The sequence below is a fragment of the Flexibacter flexilis DSM 6793 genome (assembly GCF_900112255.1).
In the GTDB taxonomy this organism is placed as follows: domain Bacteria; phylum Bacteroidota; class Bacteroidia; order Cytophagales; family Flexibacteraceae; genus Flexibacter; species Flexibacter flexilis.
On sequence record NZ_FOLE01000001.1, the window covers coordinates 698,300 to 716,796 of the forward strand.

Annotated in this window: 16 protein-coding genes; 7 read left to right on the forward strand and 9 right to left on the reverse strand. The window is 42.8% G+C overall.

Annotated elements, in window-relative coordinates; genetic code table 11:
- Positions 1–17 precede the first annotated feature (17 nt).
- Both BM090_RS03070 and BM090_RS03075 read right to left on the reverse strand, forming a co-directional pair.
- Positions 18–1,145, reverse strand: coding sequence for a glycosyltransferase family 4 protein (locus BM090_RS03070; RefSeq protein ID WP_091507125.1), 1,128 nt, complete (start codon positions 1,143–1,145; stop codon positions 18–20).
- Positions 1,145–2,593, reverse strand: a complete 1,449-nt coding sequence (locus tag BM090_RS03075; RefSeq protein WP_091507131.1) for a BatD family protein — start codon at positions 2,591–2,593, stop codon at positions 1,145–1,147. Before BM090_RS03075 ends, BM090_RS03070 begins: the two co-directional genes overlap by 1 nt.
- A 176-nt stretch (positions 2,594–2,769) precedes the next feature.
- Between BM090_RS03075 and BM090_RS03080 the strand changes: the two genes are divergently transcribed.
- Positions 2,770–2,958 (forward strand): hypothetical protein, encoded by a 189-nt coding sequence (locus tag BM090_RS03080; RefSeq protein ID WP_091507135.1) that lies wholly within the window; start codon positions 2,770–2,772, stop codon positions 2,956–2,958.
- 78 nt (positions 2,959–3,036) lie between these two features.
- Here BM090_RS03080 and BM090_RS03085 read toward each other — a convergent pair whose 3' ends face one another.
- A complete protein-coding gene (locus BM090_RS03085; RefSeq protein WP_091507138.1) occupies positions 3,037–5,052 on the reverse strand; it encodes a WG repeat-containing protein in 2,016 nt (671 codons plus the stop codon).
- A 214-nt stretch (positions 5,053–5,266) separates the two neighbouring features.
- On the opposite strand from BM090_RS03085, the gene glgP reads away from it, so the two are divergent.
- A complete protein-coding gene (gene glgP, locus BM090_RS03090) occupies positions 5,267–6,913 on the forward strand; it encodes an alpha-glucan family phosphorylase (RefSeq protein WP_091507141.1) in 1,647 nt (548 codons plus the stop codon).
- An 89-nt stretch (positions 6,914–7,002) separates the two neighbouring features.
- Here glgP and ygiD read toward each other — a convergent pair whose 3' ends face one another.
- The gene (gene ygiD, locus BM090_RS03095) at positions 7,003–7,827 is read right to left on the reverse strand and encodes a 4,5-DOPA-extradiol-dioxygenase (protein WP_245756671.1); all 825 of its coding nucleotides are present in this window, start codon (positions 7,825–7,827) and stop codon (positions 7,003–7,005) included.
- A gap of 244 nt (positions 7,828–8,071) precedes the next feature.
- Here ygiD and era point away from each other — a divergent pair, with 244 nt between their 5' ends.
- Complete coding sequence (gene era / locus BM090_RS03100; RefSeq protein ID WP_091507830.1) at positions 8,072–8,977, forward strand: GTPase Era; 906 nt, start codon at positions 8,072–8,074, stop codon at positions 8,975–8,977.
- Positions 8,978–9,130: 153 nt separating this feature from the next.
- Positions 9,131–10,333: a glycoside hydrolase family 57 protein gene (locus tag BM090_RS03105; RefSeq protein ID WP_091507148.1), complete on the forward strand. Its 1,203-nt coding sequence runs from the start codon at positions 9,131–9,133 to the stop codon at positions 10,331–10,333.
- A gap of 405 nt (positions 10,334–10,738) precedes the next feature.
- Here the strand turns inward: BM090_RS03105 and BM090_RS03110 are convergent, their stop codons facing one another.
- Both BM090_RS03110 and BM090_RS03115 read right to left on the reverse strand, forming a co-directional pair.
- Positions 10,739–11,662 carry a PfkB family carbohydrate kinase gene (locus BM090_RS03110; RefSeq protein WP_091507152.1) on the reverse strand — a complete coding sequence of 308 codons (924 nt, stop codon included), beginning with the start codon at positions 11,660–11,662 and terminating at the stop codon, positions 10,739–10,741.
- A gap of 139 nt (positions 11,663–11,801) precedes the next feature.
- Entirely contained in the window at positions 11,802–12,653 is an 852-nt protein-coding gene (locus BM090_RS03115) for a restriction endonuclease (RefSeq protein ID WP_091507156.1), read from the reverse strand.
- Positions 12,654–12,841: 188 nt separating this feature from the next.
- Between BM090_RS03115 and BM090_RS03120 the strand changes: the two genes are divergently transcribed.
- The 3 genes from BM090_RS03120 (at position 12,842) to BM090_RS03130 (ending at position 16,036) form a co-directional block, all read left to right on the forward strand.
- Entirely contained in the window at positions 12,842–14,059 is a 1,218-nt protein-coding gene (locus BM090_RS03120) for an ABC transporter permease (RefSeq protein ID WP_091507159.1), read from the forward strand.
- Positions 14,060–14,064: 5 nt separating this feature from the next.
- Entirely contained in the window at positions 14,065–15,294 is a 1,230-nt protein-coding gene (locus BM090_RS03125) for a chloride channel protein (RefSeq protein WP_091507163.1), read from the forward strand.
- Between the two features lie 316 nt (positions 15,295–15,610).
- Positions 15,611–16,036: a DUF2147 domain-containing protein gene (locus tag BM090_RS03130; RefSeq protein WP_091507166.1), complete on the forward strand. Its 426-nt coding sequence runs from the start codon at positions 15,611–15,613 to the stop codon at positions 16,034–16,036.
- A 113-nt stretch (positions 16,037–16,149) separates the two neighbouring features.
- On the opposite strand, the gene BM090_RS03135 is transcribed toward BM090_RS03130, so the two are convergent.
- The 3 genes from BM090_RS03135 to BM090_RS03145 form a co-directional block, all read right to left on the reverse strand.
- Entirely contained in the window at positions 16,150–17,061 is a 912-nt protein-coding gene (locus tag BM090_RS03135; RefSeq protein WP_091507169.1) for a cation diffusion facilitator family transporter, read from the reverse strand.
- A gap of 219 nt (positions 17,062–17,280) precedes the next feature.
- Positions 17,281–17,808, reverse strand: coding sequence for a carboxymuconolactone decarboxylase family protein (locus tag BM090_RS03140; RefSeq protein WP_091507172.1), 528 nt, complete (start codon positions 17,806–17,808; stop codon positions 17,281–17,283).
- A 128-nt stretch (positions 17,809–17,936) separates the two neighbouring features.
- Entirely contained in the window at positions 17,937–18,491 is a 555-nt protein-coding gene (locus tag BM090_RS03145) for a peroxiredoxin (RefSeq protein WP_091507175.1), read from the reverse strand.
- Positions 18,492–18,497 lie beyond the last annotated feature (6 nt).

Genomic DNA, 18,497 nt, shown 5'->3' on the forward strand with positions numbered 1-18,497 from the left:
TGCGTATCTACTACATTTTATTTCAATGTTTTATACAAATCCATCAACTGTTGGGCGGTGTGTTGCGCCGAAAAATTATCAAGTGCGTATTTTCGGCCTTCCAAAATCATTTTTTCACGCATAGGCGTATTGGTCAGCACCGTCTTAATGGCTGCTGACATTTGTTCAAAATTGGTCGGCTCTATGCACAGCGAATGTTTGCCCGCCGCTTCGGGCAACGACGAAACATTGGATGTTATCACGGGCGTTTGCGACAATAACGCCTCCACGACAGGCAAGCCAAAACCCTCAAAAACAGACGGATAAATAAAGGCTTGCGCACCGCAATACAGCGCGTGCAAATGATAATTATTATCCAAGTTATCGAGCCAAATCACACGCGAAGCAATGCCGATTTTTTGCACGTATTCTTGCATCTGCTTTTTGTAAGCTCCTCCCCTTCCCACCACGACCAACGGAATTTGCAAATCTGGCGGCAAAAGCAAATAACTTTTCAAAATGGTAAGCAAATTTTTGCGCTCAATCACCGAACCCACGTACAGCAAATAATCCGTCGGAATTTTGTATTGCTGCAATACCACTTTTATTTCTATTTCGGATAAATTATTTAAAAATAATGGATTGAACGACTGATAAATAACCTCTATTTTTTCGGGTGCAATATCATAAAACTGCACAATATCGCGCTTTGTACTTTCGCTGATAGCCACCACTTTATCGGCATTTTCACAAGCATATCTGAACTTTATATCATAAATACTGCGGTCAATAAAGCCGTAAGTATCTGGATAATGTTTAAAAATAAGGTCGTGAATTGTAACCACTGTTTTAATGCCCGTTTTCTGAATCCTAAACGGGATTTCGTGGCTTAAGCCGTGATAAATAGAGGTTTTATCTTTTTTTAAATCTTGGTTAATCAAAAAGCTGCGCCACAGTGATTTAAGTTTTGTTTTGGGTAATTTATTTTTAAAATTACGGTTAGTCAAAAACTCGGCTGTTTCGGCAGTGTGGCGTGTGCGCGGCGTATATAAATAATAATCATTTCCAGGGTAAAATTCGGCCAAATTGTGCAGCAAAGTGCGGCAATAATTCCCCAATCCCGTAAAATTGTTATATACTCTTTTTGCATCAAATCCAATTATCATTATGCTTGGCGTTTTTTCTTAAAAATGAAAAAAATGGTAATAGAAAGCATGGCCAATAACACGACATTAGCCCAGACTTTGAGCTGCTCTTCGCGGTCGGTACTGCGTAATTTATTGCTTACTTCGAGTATTCGGTTATAAAATCCATCCGCTTCTATTTGCTGTACGTCCATGTCGTGTTTGCTCGCACCCGTTACCGTAAAAGAGGCATTGGGGCGAAGCGTATCATAACGCGCCGTAGTGGGATTGAAAAACACCAACCCGAACACGTCGGAGAGTTTGAATATACCTGCTTCTTTTGGTAAAATACTGTAAGAGAACGCCTTAACCCCTGTTACACGTCCAAAATTTCTCGAAATTTCTTGACGCACATTGGGCGGATAAATATCCATAGCGGCTGTCGTAAACATTTCGGGGGCATTAAGCGAGGAGAGATTTCCTTCGCCACGTACTTTAAATTCGTAAGTAATACTTTGACCTGTTTGTACTGCCGTTTTGCCCAACGTTTCGTCGAGGCGATAATTGCCCACAGGCACGCTATTGCGCAACGGGTGCGGCGGCAACTCTTTCACTTTTACGACAACTGGCTGGCTTACAAAGGATTTAAACTCCTCTTGCGCTTGCCCAAAAAGCCCACCTCCCGCAACAAGGTTGTATTTGACCATCTTTAAAGCCGCCGACGGAAATCGAATAGGCTCTGTATTAAGCGGAAAATAAGTAGCCTGATACATTCGGTACTCGGTATAGCGTTTGCCGTTAATGTTCACGGGGACACCTTCGATGGTTTCTATGCCAAAATTTTCTTCCCAACAATCTTTGGGTTTAATTTTCTTGACAATTTCGGCCAACTGCTCACCTAGTTTATAGAATTGCAAATCAGTGCTGTTATTTTCCCCCACAATAAACGAAATCACGACATTAAGGCCTTCTCCCACAAATACTTCTTTTTTGTTGGCAGAAATAGAAAAGAATGCGTCGTCTTTTTGGTTGGCAGCAGCCTGTGGCAGGCGCGGAAAAATATCCTCGAAAGGGTCGTAAGCAAACGGGTCCGTTTGTTGCTGTTCGCGCGGCGCACTGACAACAATTACATCTCCTTGCGAACGTAAGGTTTGCCCGTTTACTTGCATGGTAAAGGATTTGAGCCTAAATCGCCCCTCTTTTTGCGGAATGTAAGACTGTGTTACGCTATGCGTGGACGACATATCGCCATTTATAATCGTGGTGGAAGTGTTAGACGAAACACCCACCTTAGTAAAACCCTGAATATCAGGAAATGTACTATGGTTTTTAATCTCGTCGTTACTTATGCTTAACGTAATGGTAAATGTTTCGTTAAGTGCAATGTTTTTGTTACCAAGTTGGACAGAAATTTCTTGCGCACATAGCGGCCAAGAACAAAGCCACAAAAAGCACACAAACAATAACTTAAACTTTTGATTATCAATCATTTATACACAATTTTAATACTATCAAAAAGAATAATAACTATATATTTCGTGAATATTTTTTAAGTATATAGGGGTAAAATTAAAAAATATATAATAAGGTACTTGCAAATTCCGTTTTTATTGTATAATTTTCAATCACAAAATCTGTCTGCTCATTTTTTAAACATTGTGTAGCCATGCTAAATTACGTTAAATTAATCTTACAAAAGGTAAGTTTTGACCGCCACTTATTTGAAAAAGAATTGCGTAAAGCAATCGCCCGTTTACTTCCTCAAGACATCGAGGACTTAAAACATTGGTGCTATGAACAGTATAGCGGCCATTACCAACTGGTTTTGGACAAATGTTTTTACCAAATGGGTTAATTTCTCAAACCTGCATCCAAGTTCATCTGAGTTTAAAACCGCAGCCTCCCCAAAGAAGCTGCGGTTTATTTTTGGCTTTTATTTCTTAATCAAATGGCGTGTGCCGTTGCTTAACACTTCATAACCGTCGTATTCGGCAGGCAACAAAAATTTACCGTTGCGGTTCACTGCGCCCCATTTGCCATTGGTTTGTACGTAAGCCGACTTGCCGTTAAAATCCGTCACGGTTTCGTATTGTGGTTGCATTTGCCATTGGCCGTTGGCCGTTACAAAACCCCATCTTCCTGCGCTTTTGGCGGCGGCCAAATGCTCTGAAAACGGTCTAATTTCTTCAATTCCAGATACTTCTACGGGTTTACCCTGTACGTTTACCAAGTTCCATTTTTGCTTGGACACATAGCCGTACACGCCATCGCCCAAAAACTGTAAGGTTTCGGCTTCGGCCTCAAAAACTTGTTCGCCTTTGGCATTGAGCAAGCCTACTTTTTTGCCTTTCTTGACGATAGCAGGAAACTCAGGCGTACCCGCTGGGCTGTCTTGGCCATTGCTCATTTGCGAATACGTCGGCTCAACTACTGGCTCTGCATTCAGGCGCACCAAACCCCATTTGTCCGATTGTTTTACTTTGAAAAGTTTTTGCTCCGACGGCACAACTTCCTGATATTGAACATTCAATAAAAGTTTTCCAGTTGCTTCAGCTACGCCATAACTGCCTTTTTCTTTTATCTTGAGCAATTGTTTATTCACACCCGCCACCGACAAATAAACGGGAGCTTCCTCGTAACTATACGGCAAAGTTTGCACGCCTTGCGCATTGATTACGCCCCAAAATCCGTTGTTTTTTACGCAAGCAAAATCGCCCACAAATGGCTGTGCCTGTTCAAAATTCAGTTCGGACGCATAGCGCAAAAGTTGGGCATTATAGAACTTAAAGCGGCCTTTATCGCGCACGCGCATTCGCGTAATGTCGTCGTTTACATAAATGCTGTCAAAGGCTTCTTGATTCAATTTTTTGCCGTCCAGCCCCGTGAAAAAGGCTTTGTTTTCGGTCGTTACCGCATAAAATTCGTATTTGTCGTTGCGCTGTATAAGTTGCTGACTCAGCGGAATGACAAACTGATTGGTGCGCACATTCCACACACCGTAAGTATTGTTTTTTCGGAGAATGGTTTGTTGATTATGTACGGCTTCGGCGGCATCATACTGTACGGGTACGGCTATTTCGCCTTTTTGAGATACCAAACCACACAAATTGCCTTTTCGCACGCGCACGAAACCTTCCGAAAATGGCGTAATTTCGTCGTATTCACACAAAATCACGTCGCGACCTCGCAAAGTACGCACGCCTGTTTTATTGTTTTGCTTGATGTACAAATGGTTGCCCGAACGCCAAACCGTATCGGCATCTATGGGCATTACCAAACTGGCAAAACTATTAATCACGCCCCATTTGCCGTTGCGACGAAAAGCATACAAAGCTGGATTGCCGCCCAGCGGCAGCACCGCCGAAATGTTATCTTGCACCACCGTACCGCGTGCATATTCCATCACCCGAAACGTGTTGGCTTGGCGCACGATGGCGGCACTATCCGAGAGGTTCAAATACGAATCGTATTCGAGTGGAATAATAAAACGGCCATTTTCTTTAGAAATCAAACCCCATTTTTCTTGTTTTTCTACCCACGTGAGCGAACCTGTTCGCGGCGAAATTTCTTTGATTTGCGAATACGTCGGCGCGATGAGTTGGCGGCCTTTGTCGTCCACCAAAGCCCATTTACCCCCGATTTTGCCCCAACCTTTTCCAAAAATAAATGAAGCAAATTCATCGTAGCCAGTGGCTACAAGGCGGCCTTCGCAATTCAGAATTCCGTATTGTTTGCCCTGAATAACAATGGCGTTTTTTCCCTCAAAACTATACGCTTTTACGAAAGTGGCAGGTACGCGCCATTCGCCCATAAAATTTTTATAACCCCAAAGTTTGGTGGCTTTGTCTTGGCGTGGAAAAATTTCTTCTGGACAATCGTAAAGCTGCGCTTGGGCTGTTTGTACACCCCAACACATCAACAGACCGAAAAGATATGCGTATTTTTTCATGGTAGATTGAAGTTTGGTTGAAAAACACAAAAGTAAAACAATAAATGATTTGGGAAAGAAAACACCCGCACAGCGATTCAATATAACACTGCATTAGGTTTCTGCGAGCACATTTAGCGGCAACGTTTGCATAGAAAAGAAATAGTATTGTTTTTGGTCTAATATTTTTTTTAAGTTTGGGCAATTCTTCACTGCTTAACATCAATTCTACATCATGGATGCAAACAAACTACACCCCTACCCCATCAATCCGAAATACAGCAAACGTGTTGCTTATTTTTCGATGGAATATGCCATTGACCAAGCCCTCAAAACGTATTCGGGTGGCTTAGGCTTTTTGGCTGGCTCGCACATGCACAGTGCCTACGACCTCAAACAAAACGTAATTGGTATCGGCATTTTGTGGAAATTTGGCTACTACGACCAAGTGCGCAACGCCGACAACTCTATGGGGGTTTTGTTTCAAGAAAAAATTTATAGCTTCTTGGAAGACAGTGGCATTATGGTACCTGTCTATATCAACAAACATCAAGTGTACGTCAAAGCCTTGTATTTGCCGCCGCATGTTTTTGGGACTGCGCCTTTGTTTTTCCTCACGACCGACATTCCCGAAAATGATTATTTGGCACAAACCATCACCTACAAACTCTACGACGCAGACACAGCGGCACGCATTGCCCAAAATATCGTGTTGGGCATCGGCGGGGCAAAAGTAATTGAGGCGTTGGGCGGCGCGGAAATTTATCACATGAACGAAGCGCACGCATTGCCACTTATTTTTCATTTGTACAACCAATTAGGGCAAAGCAGCGACGCAATTCGCCAAAAATTAGTATTCACCACACACACGCCCGAAAAAGCAGGCAACGAAGAGCACGACATCTTTTTGTTGGATAAAATGGGCTTTTTTGGTTCGCTTTCTCTCGACGAGGCGCGCGCCATTACGGGCGAAAATGGCCAAATGTTCAACCACAGTTTAGTGGCTTTGCGTTTTGCGAAAGTGGCCAACGGCGTTTCGCAGTTGCACGGACGCGTTTCGCGCGAAATGTGGAAAAATTATGTAGGCGTTTGTGAGATTAAAGCCATTACCAATTCTCAAAACAGTACTTACTGGTCAGATAAAGCCATGAACGAAGCCTTAGCCGATGGCGACGACGACCGCCTCAAGCACCGCAAAAAGCACCTCAAAAAACGCCTAATTCAGCTCATCGCCGACCAAACGGGCAAGATGTTTGACAAAGACGCAATTATTATCGTGTGGGCAAGACGCTTTGCCGAATACAAACGCGCCGACCTTATCAAACGCGACATTACACGTTTCAACAAACTCATTTCCCAAACCGACAAGAAAGTTCAAATCGTGTGGGCAGGCAAACCGTATCCGAGCGACTACAACGCCATTAGTTTGTTCAATCATCTGGTACAAAGCAGCAAACATTTGCCCAACTGTGCCGTGCTGACGGGTTACGAATTAGGGCTTTCGTCTTTGCTCAAAAAAGGAGCTGATGTGTGGCTCAACACGCCACGCCGTCCGCGTGAAGCCTCTGGCACAAGTGGTATGTCGGCGGCCATGAACGGTGCTGTAAACCTGACCATTAGCGACGGTTGGATTCCTGAATTTGCGCGTCATGGCGAAAATGCATTCGTGTTGCCGATTGCCGACACGCGCCAACCCATTGACCAGCAAGACAATTTCGACAATCAAAACCTAATGGATATGCTCGAAAACGATATTTTGCCGCTCTACTACGACAAGCCCGACCAATGGTTCGAAATTGTGAAAAACAGTATGCGCGACGTAATGCCGTATTTCGATTCTGCCCGCATGGCCGACGAATATTACGAGTTATACAATCAATAAATTACCCCAAAAGAAAAGCCCTTGCCAACAAACGGACAAGGGCTTTTTACTGATGATCAGTGTATAACCAAACGAATTATTTGTAATTTTTAGCCACCAATCAGCACAGACGTCATGGTCAGTGAACCGAAATTTGGGGTATCATTAAAAAACGAAATTTTCTCATTTTTCTGTTGCACGCCAAGCGCGTACACCAACGGCATAAAGTGTTCGTTGCTCGGAACGGAAAGTTGTGCTTCGCGGCCATATTTTTGGTAATTCACTACGTCGTCGTGATTGCCTGAGCTAACCGCTTTTTTTATTTTTTCGTTGAAAGAAACAGCCCAATCATAGCCGCCCGTCGGGTTGCCCCATTGCAACATTCCCAAGTTGTGCACAATGTTACCGCTACCCACAATCATCACACCTTTTTTACGCAATTTGGCCAACTCTTGCGCCAATTCGTAATGGTAAGCTGGTGGTTTAGAGTAATCTATACTCAACTGAATTACAGGAATATCCGCTTTCGGGAACATCGGTAACAATACACTCCATGCGCCGTGGTCGAGTCCCCATTCTTGCGTAGGCGTAACCTTTGTGCTATGCACAGCCGCGACGGTTTGTGCCGCCAAATCTGGCGAACCAGCCGCAGGATATTGCGCATCGAACAAGGCTTTCGGGAAACCGCCAAAATCATGAATGGTTTTGGGTTTGGCCATCGCCGTCACGAACGTGCCTTTCGTCTCCCAGTGGGCCGAAATACACAAAATCGCTTTGGGGTGCGGCAATTGTTTGCCCATTTTTTGCCAAGTTTTCGTAAACTCGTTATTCTCGATAGCGTTCATGGGGCTACCGTGTCCCACGAACATCGCGGGCATCAAATCAGAAGCCGTAAGCTCATCCGCCCAGCGACTCAAATCACCTAATGTTTGCATAGAAATTGCAGATAAAATTGTATTGCGAATAAAACGGCGACGTTCCATAACAAATTCCTCCTGAAGTTTGAGCAAAGGTAAAACAATTTAATTGTACATACAATTATTGTTGTTACTTTTTTCTAAAAAAAATTTAATACAGCTTTTGCGAAGGCGCGATAATGGGATAATTGCCGAAGGCTTCGTAAATTTGCGCTGCAAATGTGCCTGACACGCAGGCGCATCTTTGATTCGTACAAAAAATATGACAGATTCGGCAACTTCAAGCACGCCACACAAAGCAGGCTTTGTCAGCATTATCGGCAAACCCAACGTAGGCAAATCTACGCTGATGAACTCGCTCATTGGGGAGCGTCTTTCCATCATTACGTCCAAAGCCCAAACCACCCGACACAGAATTTTTGGCATCATCAACGGCGATGATTTTCAGATAGTTTACTCCGACACCCCTGGTGTTATTCAGCCAAAATACGAGCTTCACAAATCCATGATGAGTTTCGTAAATACCTCGCTGGAAGATGCCGACGTGGTGCTTTTCGTTACGGATATTTTTGAGAAATACGACGAAGACGACGTAATCCGCAAACTTCCGCGCATACAAGTACCCGTTATTTTGTTGGTGAATAAAATAGACCAAGCCACGCCCGAACAGGTGGAAGAAAAAATGGCGTATTGGCGCGAAAAAATTCCTGCCGACCATATTCTCCCGATTTCGGCACTGCACGGCACGAATACGGACAAATTGTTGGAAATGATTATGAACAATTTGCCGCTTCACCCGCCGTATTTCCCTAAAGACCAACTCACGGACAAATCCGAGCGTTTTTTTGCGGCGGAAATTATTCGCGAAAAAATATTGGTTCAGTACAAAAAAGAAGTGCCTTATAGCTGCGAGGTAGTCGTAACGGAATTTAAAGAACGTGACGATATGATAGTAATTCGCGCCGAAATCTATGTGGAACGCGCCACGCAACGCGCCATTCTATTGGGGCATAAAGGCGAGTCTATCAAGAAGTTAGGTATTACTTCCAGAGAAGGAATGGAAGCGTTTTTCCTTAAAAAAGTGTTTTTGGAAACGCACGTAAAAGTAGAACCTGATTGGCGCGACCGCGAAAACAAACTACGCCAGTTTGGGTACAATCTCCAATAAATACCAACAACAATATTTACTTTGAACAAAAGAAATATTCCGTAATATTTAGCTGCGATTTTGTGCAAAAATCTTTATATTTGACCTGATGCGTACTGCTTTGCGGAGGTGTGCGTCGGGTCAAATGTTTTTATAGGGCTTAATATTTTTGCTATGGCTTCCGTTTGTCTTTACTTTCAAGTACATCAACCTTTCCGTTTGCGCGATTATTCGTTTATGAATATTGGCCACAATCATCACTACGAAGCTGCCGACCAAAATTATCATTATTTGCAGCGCGTAGCCGAAAAAAGTTATTTGCCTGCCAATGCTTTATTGCTGAAACTTATCAAGCAATTTGAAGGAAAATTTAAAGTAAGTTTTTCTATTTCAGGTATTTGTTTGGAGCAAATGGAAAAATACGCGCCTGCGGTTTTGCATTCGTTTAAGCAATTGGTGGCAACGGGTTGTGTTGAACTTTTCGGAGAAACCTATTACCATTCGTTGGCGGGTTTGTATTCGGATACCGAATTTGAAAGACAAGTGCTTTTGCACAAAAAAATACTCAAACGCCTTTTTAACTATACGCCCACGACCTTCCGCAACACCGAACTTATTTACAACGACCGCATCGCGAGCATGGCCGCCAACTTGGGTTTTACGACCGTCGTAACCGAGGACGCACGCCGCATTTTGGGTGCGAATCCGAGTATAAAACTTTATCAATCAGCCGAAAAAGAAGCCTTTGTGCTGCTGCGCAACAGCCAACTTTCGGATGATATTGCCTTTCGGTTCACGGAAAAAAGTTGGGCAGAATATCCGCTTACTGCCGACAAATTCGCGGGTTGGTTACATCGCCAAGCAGCATTTGCGGACACTATCGGGCTTTTCATGGATTACGAAACTTTTGGCGAACACCGAGCCGCCGAAACAGGCATTTTTGACTTTTTGGAGACTTTGCCTGCTGCCGTGATTGGCAACCGCGATTTTAAGTTTCGGACACCTGCCGAAGCCGTCAAGATACACAAGCCTTACGGCATTTTTTCGGTGAAAGAAAGCGAAACTATCTCGTGGGCAGACGAAAACCGCGACCTTGCGGCGTGGACGGCTGGCCTGATGCAACAAGATTGTTTGCGCCAACTCTATGCCCTCGAACACCAATTAGCGCACGTCGGTAACTCCGAGCTATGGGACGAATGGGGCAAATTGCAGACTTCCGACCATTTTTATTATATGTCCACGCGCTATTGGGGCAACCCCGTGCACGACAACTTTTCGCCGTATGCCAGTCCCTACGACGCTTACATCAACTACATGAACATACTCAGCGATTTTGAAATCAGACTTCAAACCGCACCCGTTTACGAGGCTTATTAAATAAAAATCAGATGCCGCACCGACGGTGCTTGGCATTGATTTAATATTCGTTGTTGCTACAAAGATTTCAATCCTAACGGATTGTAATTCATATACCAAAAGCATTAGGCTGAGAATTGATTTAATATTCGTTGTTGCTACAAAGATTTCAATCCTAACGAATTGTAATTCATATACCCAAAGCCTTGGGCTGAGAATTGATTTAATATTCGTTGTTGCTACCAAGATTTCAATCCTAACGAATTGTAATTCATATACCCAAAGCCTTTGGGCTTAGTATCTTTATAGAATAATTGCCCGACGAAACAATAAACGCCGTAGGCGTGAAATCTTCATAATAACACAAACAAAAAAGGACTACGGTTTTGCGCCGAAGTCCTTTTTATTTATCTGAAATACAGATGATTAGTCTATTGTAATTTCAAATTGAACCAAGTCCACAAAATCCTGAACACGGTCTTGAATTTCGGTATCCGTAAGGCTGGCCAAACGCTCTACGCCAAATTTTTCTACGCAGAAAGAAGCCAAAGCCGAACCGTAAATAATAGCGCGTTTCATGTTGGCAAAAGAAATATCGCCAGTTTTGGCCAAATAGCCAATAAAACCGCCTGCAAACGTGTCACCTGCGCCTGTTGGGTCAAATACTTCTTCCAATGGCAAAGCTGGTGCGAAGAAAACTTGCTCTTTGTTGAACAACAATGCGCCGTGTTCGCCTTTCTTGATAATCAAGACTTTAGGCCCCATTGTCAAGATTTTTTGAGCAGCTTTCACCAACGAATATTCTTTAGACAATTGGCGTGCTTCCTCGTCGTTGATGGAAAGTACATCGACCATCGAAAGGGTTTGCATCAAATCGTCCCAAGCAATATCCATCCAGAAATTCATCGTATCCATTACGATAAGTTTCGGACGTTTTGGCAAACGCTCAATCACCGTGCGTTGGATGGCTGGCGTAAGGTTGCCGAGCATCAAAAATTCGCAGTCTTTGTAACTTTCTGGGATAATCGGATCGAAATCGCCCAATACGTTAAGCTCTGTTACGAGCGTATCGCGTGAGTTCATATCGTTGTGATATTTTCCCGACCAGAAAAATGATTTTTCGTTTTCGCGGATTTGCAAACCTTCGGTATTTACGCCATGGCTTTGCAAAAGCGCAATGTCCGAAGCAGGGAAATCGCCACCCACAACGGCCACCAAATTAGCTTTTTTGGTGAAATAAGTAGAAGCCAACGTAATGTAAGTGGCTGCTCCACCAATAATTTTATCTGTTTTTCCAAATGGAGTTTCGATGGCATCAAACGCCACCGAGCCTACTACCAATAGACTCATATTCTATGTAAATAAGATGTTAAAGTGAATACGTGCCGAAACACGCCGCGCGAAGGTAGGGATTTTTGGGTAGATTATTGATAGGTGGGGATTTAAGCTATAAGGAATTTAGGCTACTATAAAGAAATCTTAGTGTACACTAAGATACATCATCTGCATAATTATAATGTTGATCTGATTTTATATATAATCGGGCAAAATCATATATAATCTCCTTTGTAAAACGATTATTATACAAAAAATCACCACGCCATAGTCTAATATCTTCTCTCAAATTTTTAAAATTTAATTCTAAAAATAACTCTAATTGAATTCTTTTAATAGTTACAGAATATATTTTTTTACGCTGATTATCGTCATTAGCTGGAATTTTTATTGTTATATATTCCAGATCAAGAAAGTCTCTAAATAATCTGGCACTTTCTTGAATAAGTTTTTTATACGCATAATATTCTGTATTGGCAAAACCTTCCTTAAATATAATGATTCGGCTTTCATAATTAGATTTTTCTTTATCAAAGAAACTACTATTATGGGTGCATCTCTGATAGAATTCGTATTTAGATAATTCTAAATTATGTATGTCTTTATTTATAAAATAATCATATACTAATTGTATCTCATTTATTTTATCAAACTCTATAATTTCTAATTTTACACCTTTTTGAATTGCTCTATTTTTGGCTGCTTTACTAAAGCCGTTATTGGTAATAATTATACCAAAATTAGCTTTCACATCATCTAACATGCCCAAAAATCCTTCAATAATCTTAACATCAATATTTTTACTAAAGTACTTGCAGTCAACTATTCCAAGAATTTTATTTCCTCCTATTTCTCCACGAATTGCAATATCAATTTGTCTTTCTTCTTTGCTATACTTGCCAAAAATCTTATCATCAAATTCAAAGGAGCAACCATCAAAAGCATTAGATAATGCGCCATAAATACTTCTTTCATATTTTCGCCAATCTTTTTCTTCAATTTTCATCACTACTTTAAATTTTAGTGTTAAAACAAAACGTATCACAATTTACAAGAAAATACTTAGAATAAGTAAATAAATCCATACACAAAAAAAATGCAACAAGGCTCTCTCCTGCCCCCAAACTTGCACAAATGCTGCTTGTGGCGTACTTTCGGGCTGCAATCTGCTCATATCCAAACTTGATTTAGCCCTTGAATACTTCTTTTTTTATTGCCAAAAGACTTGAAAATCAGGATGCGCACGCTTTCTCAGCTACCGTCATACGCATCGCAACGGGTAGTATCGCTTTGGGCGTAGCCGTGATGCTCGTGGCCTTTGGCGTGTTGGAAGGTTTCCGCCAAAACATTAGCCAAAAGGTTTTTAGCTTTGCTGCCCACCTGAATGTTACCACTTTCAACGGCAATAATTATTACGAAGAACAGCCCATTAGCACTTTAGAAAAAGGTGTGGCGGCTATCAAGCATTTACCCGACGTGGCGGCGGTGCAGTCGTATGTGTTCAAACCGGCCTTACTCAAAACCAAAGAAGCCGTGCAAGGCATTGTGATAAAAGGCATAGATGCTAATTTTTATAGCCCAGCATTTGCCCCCAACATGACGGCAGGCCGCTTGCCCAACACCGCCGACACCAACCACGTAACGGAAGTGGTGATTAGCAAGAAACTGGCTAATATGCTGCTGCTCAAACCTTCGGACGAGGTAATCATGTATTTTATGCAAAATCCTACGCGCCTGCGCAAAGTCCAGATTGTCGGGATTTATGATACGGGCATGGAAGAGTTTGACGAAAGTATTGTATTGGGCAACGCCCGAATGCTGCGCCAAATCAACGCTTGGCCAGACTCGCTGTCGAGTGGTGTGGAGGTTTTTGGTAAAAATTTCGATCAACTTGAGCAACTCCACAACGAAGTAGCCAATCTTTTGCCTTATTATATGAGTGCCATCAAAGTAACAGACCAACATATCCAAATTTTTGAGTGGCTGGAAATGATTGGCCGCAACGTAGATATTTTGTTGGTACTCATTACGGTAGTGGCGTGTTTTAGTATTATATCCTCGCTGCTCATCATGATTCTGGAACGCACACGCATGATTGGTGTACTCAAAGCCTTAGGTGCGACAGATGCCCAGATTCGGGGTATTTTCTTGTGGAGCGGCCTGAAACTCACGGCACGCGGCTTGCTTTTTGGCAACGTCATTGGGCTGGGAGTCTGTGCGTTACAATATTATTTCAAAATAATCCCCCTCGACCCCGAAAACTATTACATGTATTTCGTGCCTATCGAATGGAATATTTGGCCGATACTTTCACTCAATGTCATGACCATCGTCATAGCGGCGTTGGTGCTGCTTTTGCCTACGCGCGTTATTGCCAGTATCCAACCCATCAAAGCCATTAAATTTGATTAAACAAAATGACCCAAACCCAAACGCAACTTTCATATAAACAGCCACTTAACCAATTAGCTTGGTTTGGACTTTGGGCGGGTTTGGGGCTGCTGCTTGGACTAATCGTGGGGAGTGCTTGTGCCATTTTCCTGATTTCGTTGCAATGGGTTACGCAATGGCGCGAAAGCCATGTTTGGATAATTGGCTTACTGCCTTTGTTGGCGGCGGCTGTGGCTTACCTTTACCAACGTTTCGATACGGGCGAAGAAAGCAAAGGCAACAACACGATTATTTCCCGAATACAACATCCTGAACAAAAGCCCATTAGCTGGCGAATGTCGCCAATGGTCTTAGTCGGAACATTGCTTACACACTTGGGCGGCGGTTCGGCAGGCCGCGAAGGTACAGCCGTACAAATTGGCGGGGCGTTGGCTTCTCTTTTGCTAAAATTTGGACGTTGGTCTAAAGAAAATCAAATTTTGCTGCTGATGTGTGGTGCAGGTGCGGGCTTTTCGGCACTATTCGGTACGCCGTTGGCGGGGGCTATTTTTGCCATTGAGTTTGCGGTCGTGGGTAAAATGTGGCATAAGGCTTGGCTTCCTGTGTTTTGGGCAAGCCTCTGCGCCAATTATGTTTGTAACCTTTGGCCAGTAACACATACACATTACCCCCAAATCACGATGCCGACTTTTTCCCCCGAAAATCTGCTGTATGTAGTGGTGGCAGCCATTGCCTTTGGGTTGGCGGCGCGGGTTTTCGTGTGGCTCAACGAATGGCTTTCGGCCAAAAGCAAACAATTTATTTCAAATGCAATACTGCGTGCAGCCATTGGCGGCGCAATAGTGGCCGCAAGTGTGTGGCTGGCGGGCACTACGCAATACATCGGGCTGGGCTTGCCGCTAATCGAAGCATCTTTCCGAGAGCCGCAGGCCATTTATATTTTTTTTATAAAAATTGTACTCACTTGCCTTACGCTTAGTTTTGGTATGAAAGGCGGCGAAGTAACTCCCCTATTTTTTATTGGCGCAACACTGGGCAGTGCGTTGGCGGTTTGGTTGCCGTTGCCTGTGGCAGGCTTGGCGGGAATGGGTCTAATTGCAGTGTTTTCGGCCTCTGCGAATGTTCCGCTGACGGGTTTGCTATTGGGTGTAGAATTGTTTGGAGCGCAAGCGGGTTTGTATTGGGCATTAGCTACGTGGTTGGCTTGTTGGGTATCGGGCAAAAAAGGAATTTACACGACACAACAACTTTTTTGATTTGTTAGTAAACATGTGAATTGGCGGCGTGCTTATCGTAAGTTTTTTGAAAAATTTTTATGATTTATACCCCAAAATAAAAGATTTATACTTTTCTCTAAAAACACACCCGAACGTTACGGTTTTCCTAACAAACAAAAAAAAACGTTTGCAGCTTTTCAACAAAAATGGCCATTCGCTTTAGTTCCTGATTCACAGTTTGTTGAAAAAATGCGATTTTAGCTAGCGCAAACGTTTGCCAAACACTTAGAAAGTTTGGTTTTCTGAAAGTAAGCTAATAAATTCGTTCAATAGACAGACAAATAACACATCGTTTATGAACCTAAAATCAAGTTTATTAACCCTTGGGTTGTTGTTCTTCGGCGTTTCAGCTTTCTCGCAAGCGAAAGTAGCAGGGCGTTGGAAAACCATAGATGACGAAACAGGCCAGCCAAAATCTATCGTAGAATTATACGAACAAGGTGGAAAGCTTTTCGGAAAGGTCATCAAATTATTAAATAAGCCACAAGACGCTATATGCGAACCATGCACAGGCGAGCTTAAAGGCAAAAAAATTGTCGGGATGATTATCGTTAAAGATATGATTTTAGATGATGATGAATGGGAAGATGGTACAATCTTCGACCCCAAAAAAGCTAAAACATATAGTTGTAAATTATGGTTAGCTGATGCAAAAACACTTAAAGTTAGAGGCTATTTAGGGCCATTCTTCCGCACACAAACTTGGTACAGAGAAGAATAATTCAATAGCTTCTGTTCAGACTACCCCCAATACACACACCAACATACACCAAAAATTTACAAAAAAGACATTAGCTGCTGAATGCTAATGTCTTTTTTGTTTTAGCTTATTCTCTAACAATTTTTTTGTTCACACATCGCGCTTTCTGCTTCTATTTCAACGGTAACATGCTGAATATTAATATGCTCAGCTTCATGTTTCACTTCGTTTTTAATGGTCTCTGCTTGCTCTAAGCTCGTCAGAGGGGCACAAACTACGTGTACGGTCATGATATGATATTGGCTATCCATGCTCCACAGATGCAAATCATGTATGCCTACAATATTGGGGATTTTAAGCAAGGCCTCTGTTATCTTGGATTCGTCAAGCTCTTCAGGAATCGCCTGCAACACCACCAACAATACGCTTTTCAGATTACCGTAAACATTATACAACACATACCCCGTAATGCCTATGGACAAAAGCGGGTCTATAATCGGCCAATCCACCCAAAGCATTAATAAACTGCCAATCAACACTGCCACCCAACCCAACACATCTTCCATTAAATGCAGCATCACGGCACGCTCGTTAAGCGATTCTCCTTTTTTGAGACGCAAAACTGCCGCTCCATTCACGGCAATACCCACAATAGCAAACCATAACATTCCCTTTGCATCGCTTTGCTCAGGATGAAAAAGGCGCGGAATGGTTTCGGAAAGCACAAATACAGACCCAATTACCAATACCAAGGAATTAACTAAAGCTCCCAGCAAAGAAAATCTTTTGTAACCATAACTGAATTTGGTGTCGCGCTTACGTTTGGATATTTTTTGAAAATACCACGCCAAACCCAATGATAAACTATCGCCCAAATCGTGCAGCGCGTCCGACATAATCGCAACAGAATTTGTAACAAATCCGCCCACAAACTCTAATAGGCAAAACACAAAGTTAAGCCAAAAGGCCACCGATAAATTTGCCGTATCTGCGGGGCTGTGATGATGATGATGTCCGTGTTCGGAATGATGATGGTTGTGTCCCATAATATTTATAACAAAGCAAAAATGAGTTAAGTATAAAGAGGTGCAATTTACCCCAAAACACAGTATCTACAATTAGGCACAATATTTTCATCAAGAAAATAATGTGCAGAACGACCGTTTTCAAAAAAAAACGTTGCAACACCAGAGCCGAAACTCTCGCGCTGCAACGCCGTGCCACTGTAAGGCAAATTATAGAATTGAATGCAACCGATTAGGCAATTAAAAAACTTTGTTCACGCTCTCGACGATAGCGGCCACGCGAATCGACTCAAAAATACGTTCCTCGCGCGTGCCCAATTGCAACAATGAGGCTTCGTGTGCTTTTACGCAACGCTCGCAGCCGTTCACTGCCGAAACTGCCAAGCTCACTAACTCAAAAAATTCTTTACCCAAAACAGGGTTCATCATAATATTCATTTTGATACGCGCAGGCAATTGCTCATACGTGTCTTTTTCGGTAAAATGTCTGAAACGATACAGCACATTGTTGGCCGAAAGCAAAGAAGCACACGCCACCGCATCGCCGATTTCTTCCGTAGTCGCGCCATGTTCGCGGGCAGCTTCCGTAAAATAGGACAAAGTACGTTCGTTGCGACCGTTGGCGGCAATGGCCACGCCCAACAAGGCGGCTTCTTTTTTGTTGATATTTTCGAGTTCAAAAATGCTGTTCAAGTTCACACGCATATCGCGCAAATAGCGAGAAGAAGCATCTTCCAAAAGTTGGTTGGGGGCAGATAAAGTCGTCATTGGTCTATTAAGATTTTTGTTTTTTTGATGAAAAGAAAATAAAAACTGGTTGAAAGAATGTTGGCGCAGTTAGTTACGCCAACATTAAACACACTACAAATTGAGACAAACAGTATATTTACAGAAGGTTATGCTTTAATTGTTGCTTGGCCTTTTTCCCAGTTGCAAGGGCAAAGCTCGTCGGTTTGCAAAGCGTCCAACACACGCAACACTTCTTTCACGTTGCGGCCTACGCTCAAATCGTTTACACTTACCCAACGAATAACACCTTGAGGGTCAGCAATGAACGTTGCGCGGTACGCAATTTTTTCGTTTGCTTCCAAGATGCCCAATTCGGCAGCCAAAGACTTGGAAGTGTCGGCCAACATCGGGAAAGTAAGGCCGCGCAAATCGTCGTGGTTGTTGCGCCAAGCCAAGTGCACAAATTCCGAATCCGTAGAAGCTCCGATAAGTGCTGCGTCGCGGTCTTTGAAATCTTCGGCGTGTTTGTTGAACTCGGCGATTTCTGTCGGGCAAACAAACGTGAAATCTTTTGGCCACCAGAACATTACTGTCCAAAGACCAGCGTCTTGGTAATCTTTGTTAGAAATAGTGGCAAATTCTTTGCCTTTTTCCAAAGATACTACGGCAGTTTTTTCGAATATTGGGAATTGGCTTCCAAGGCCAAGAATGCGATTTTCCATGATAGT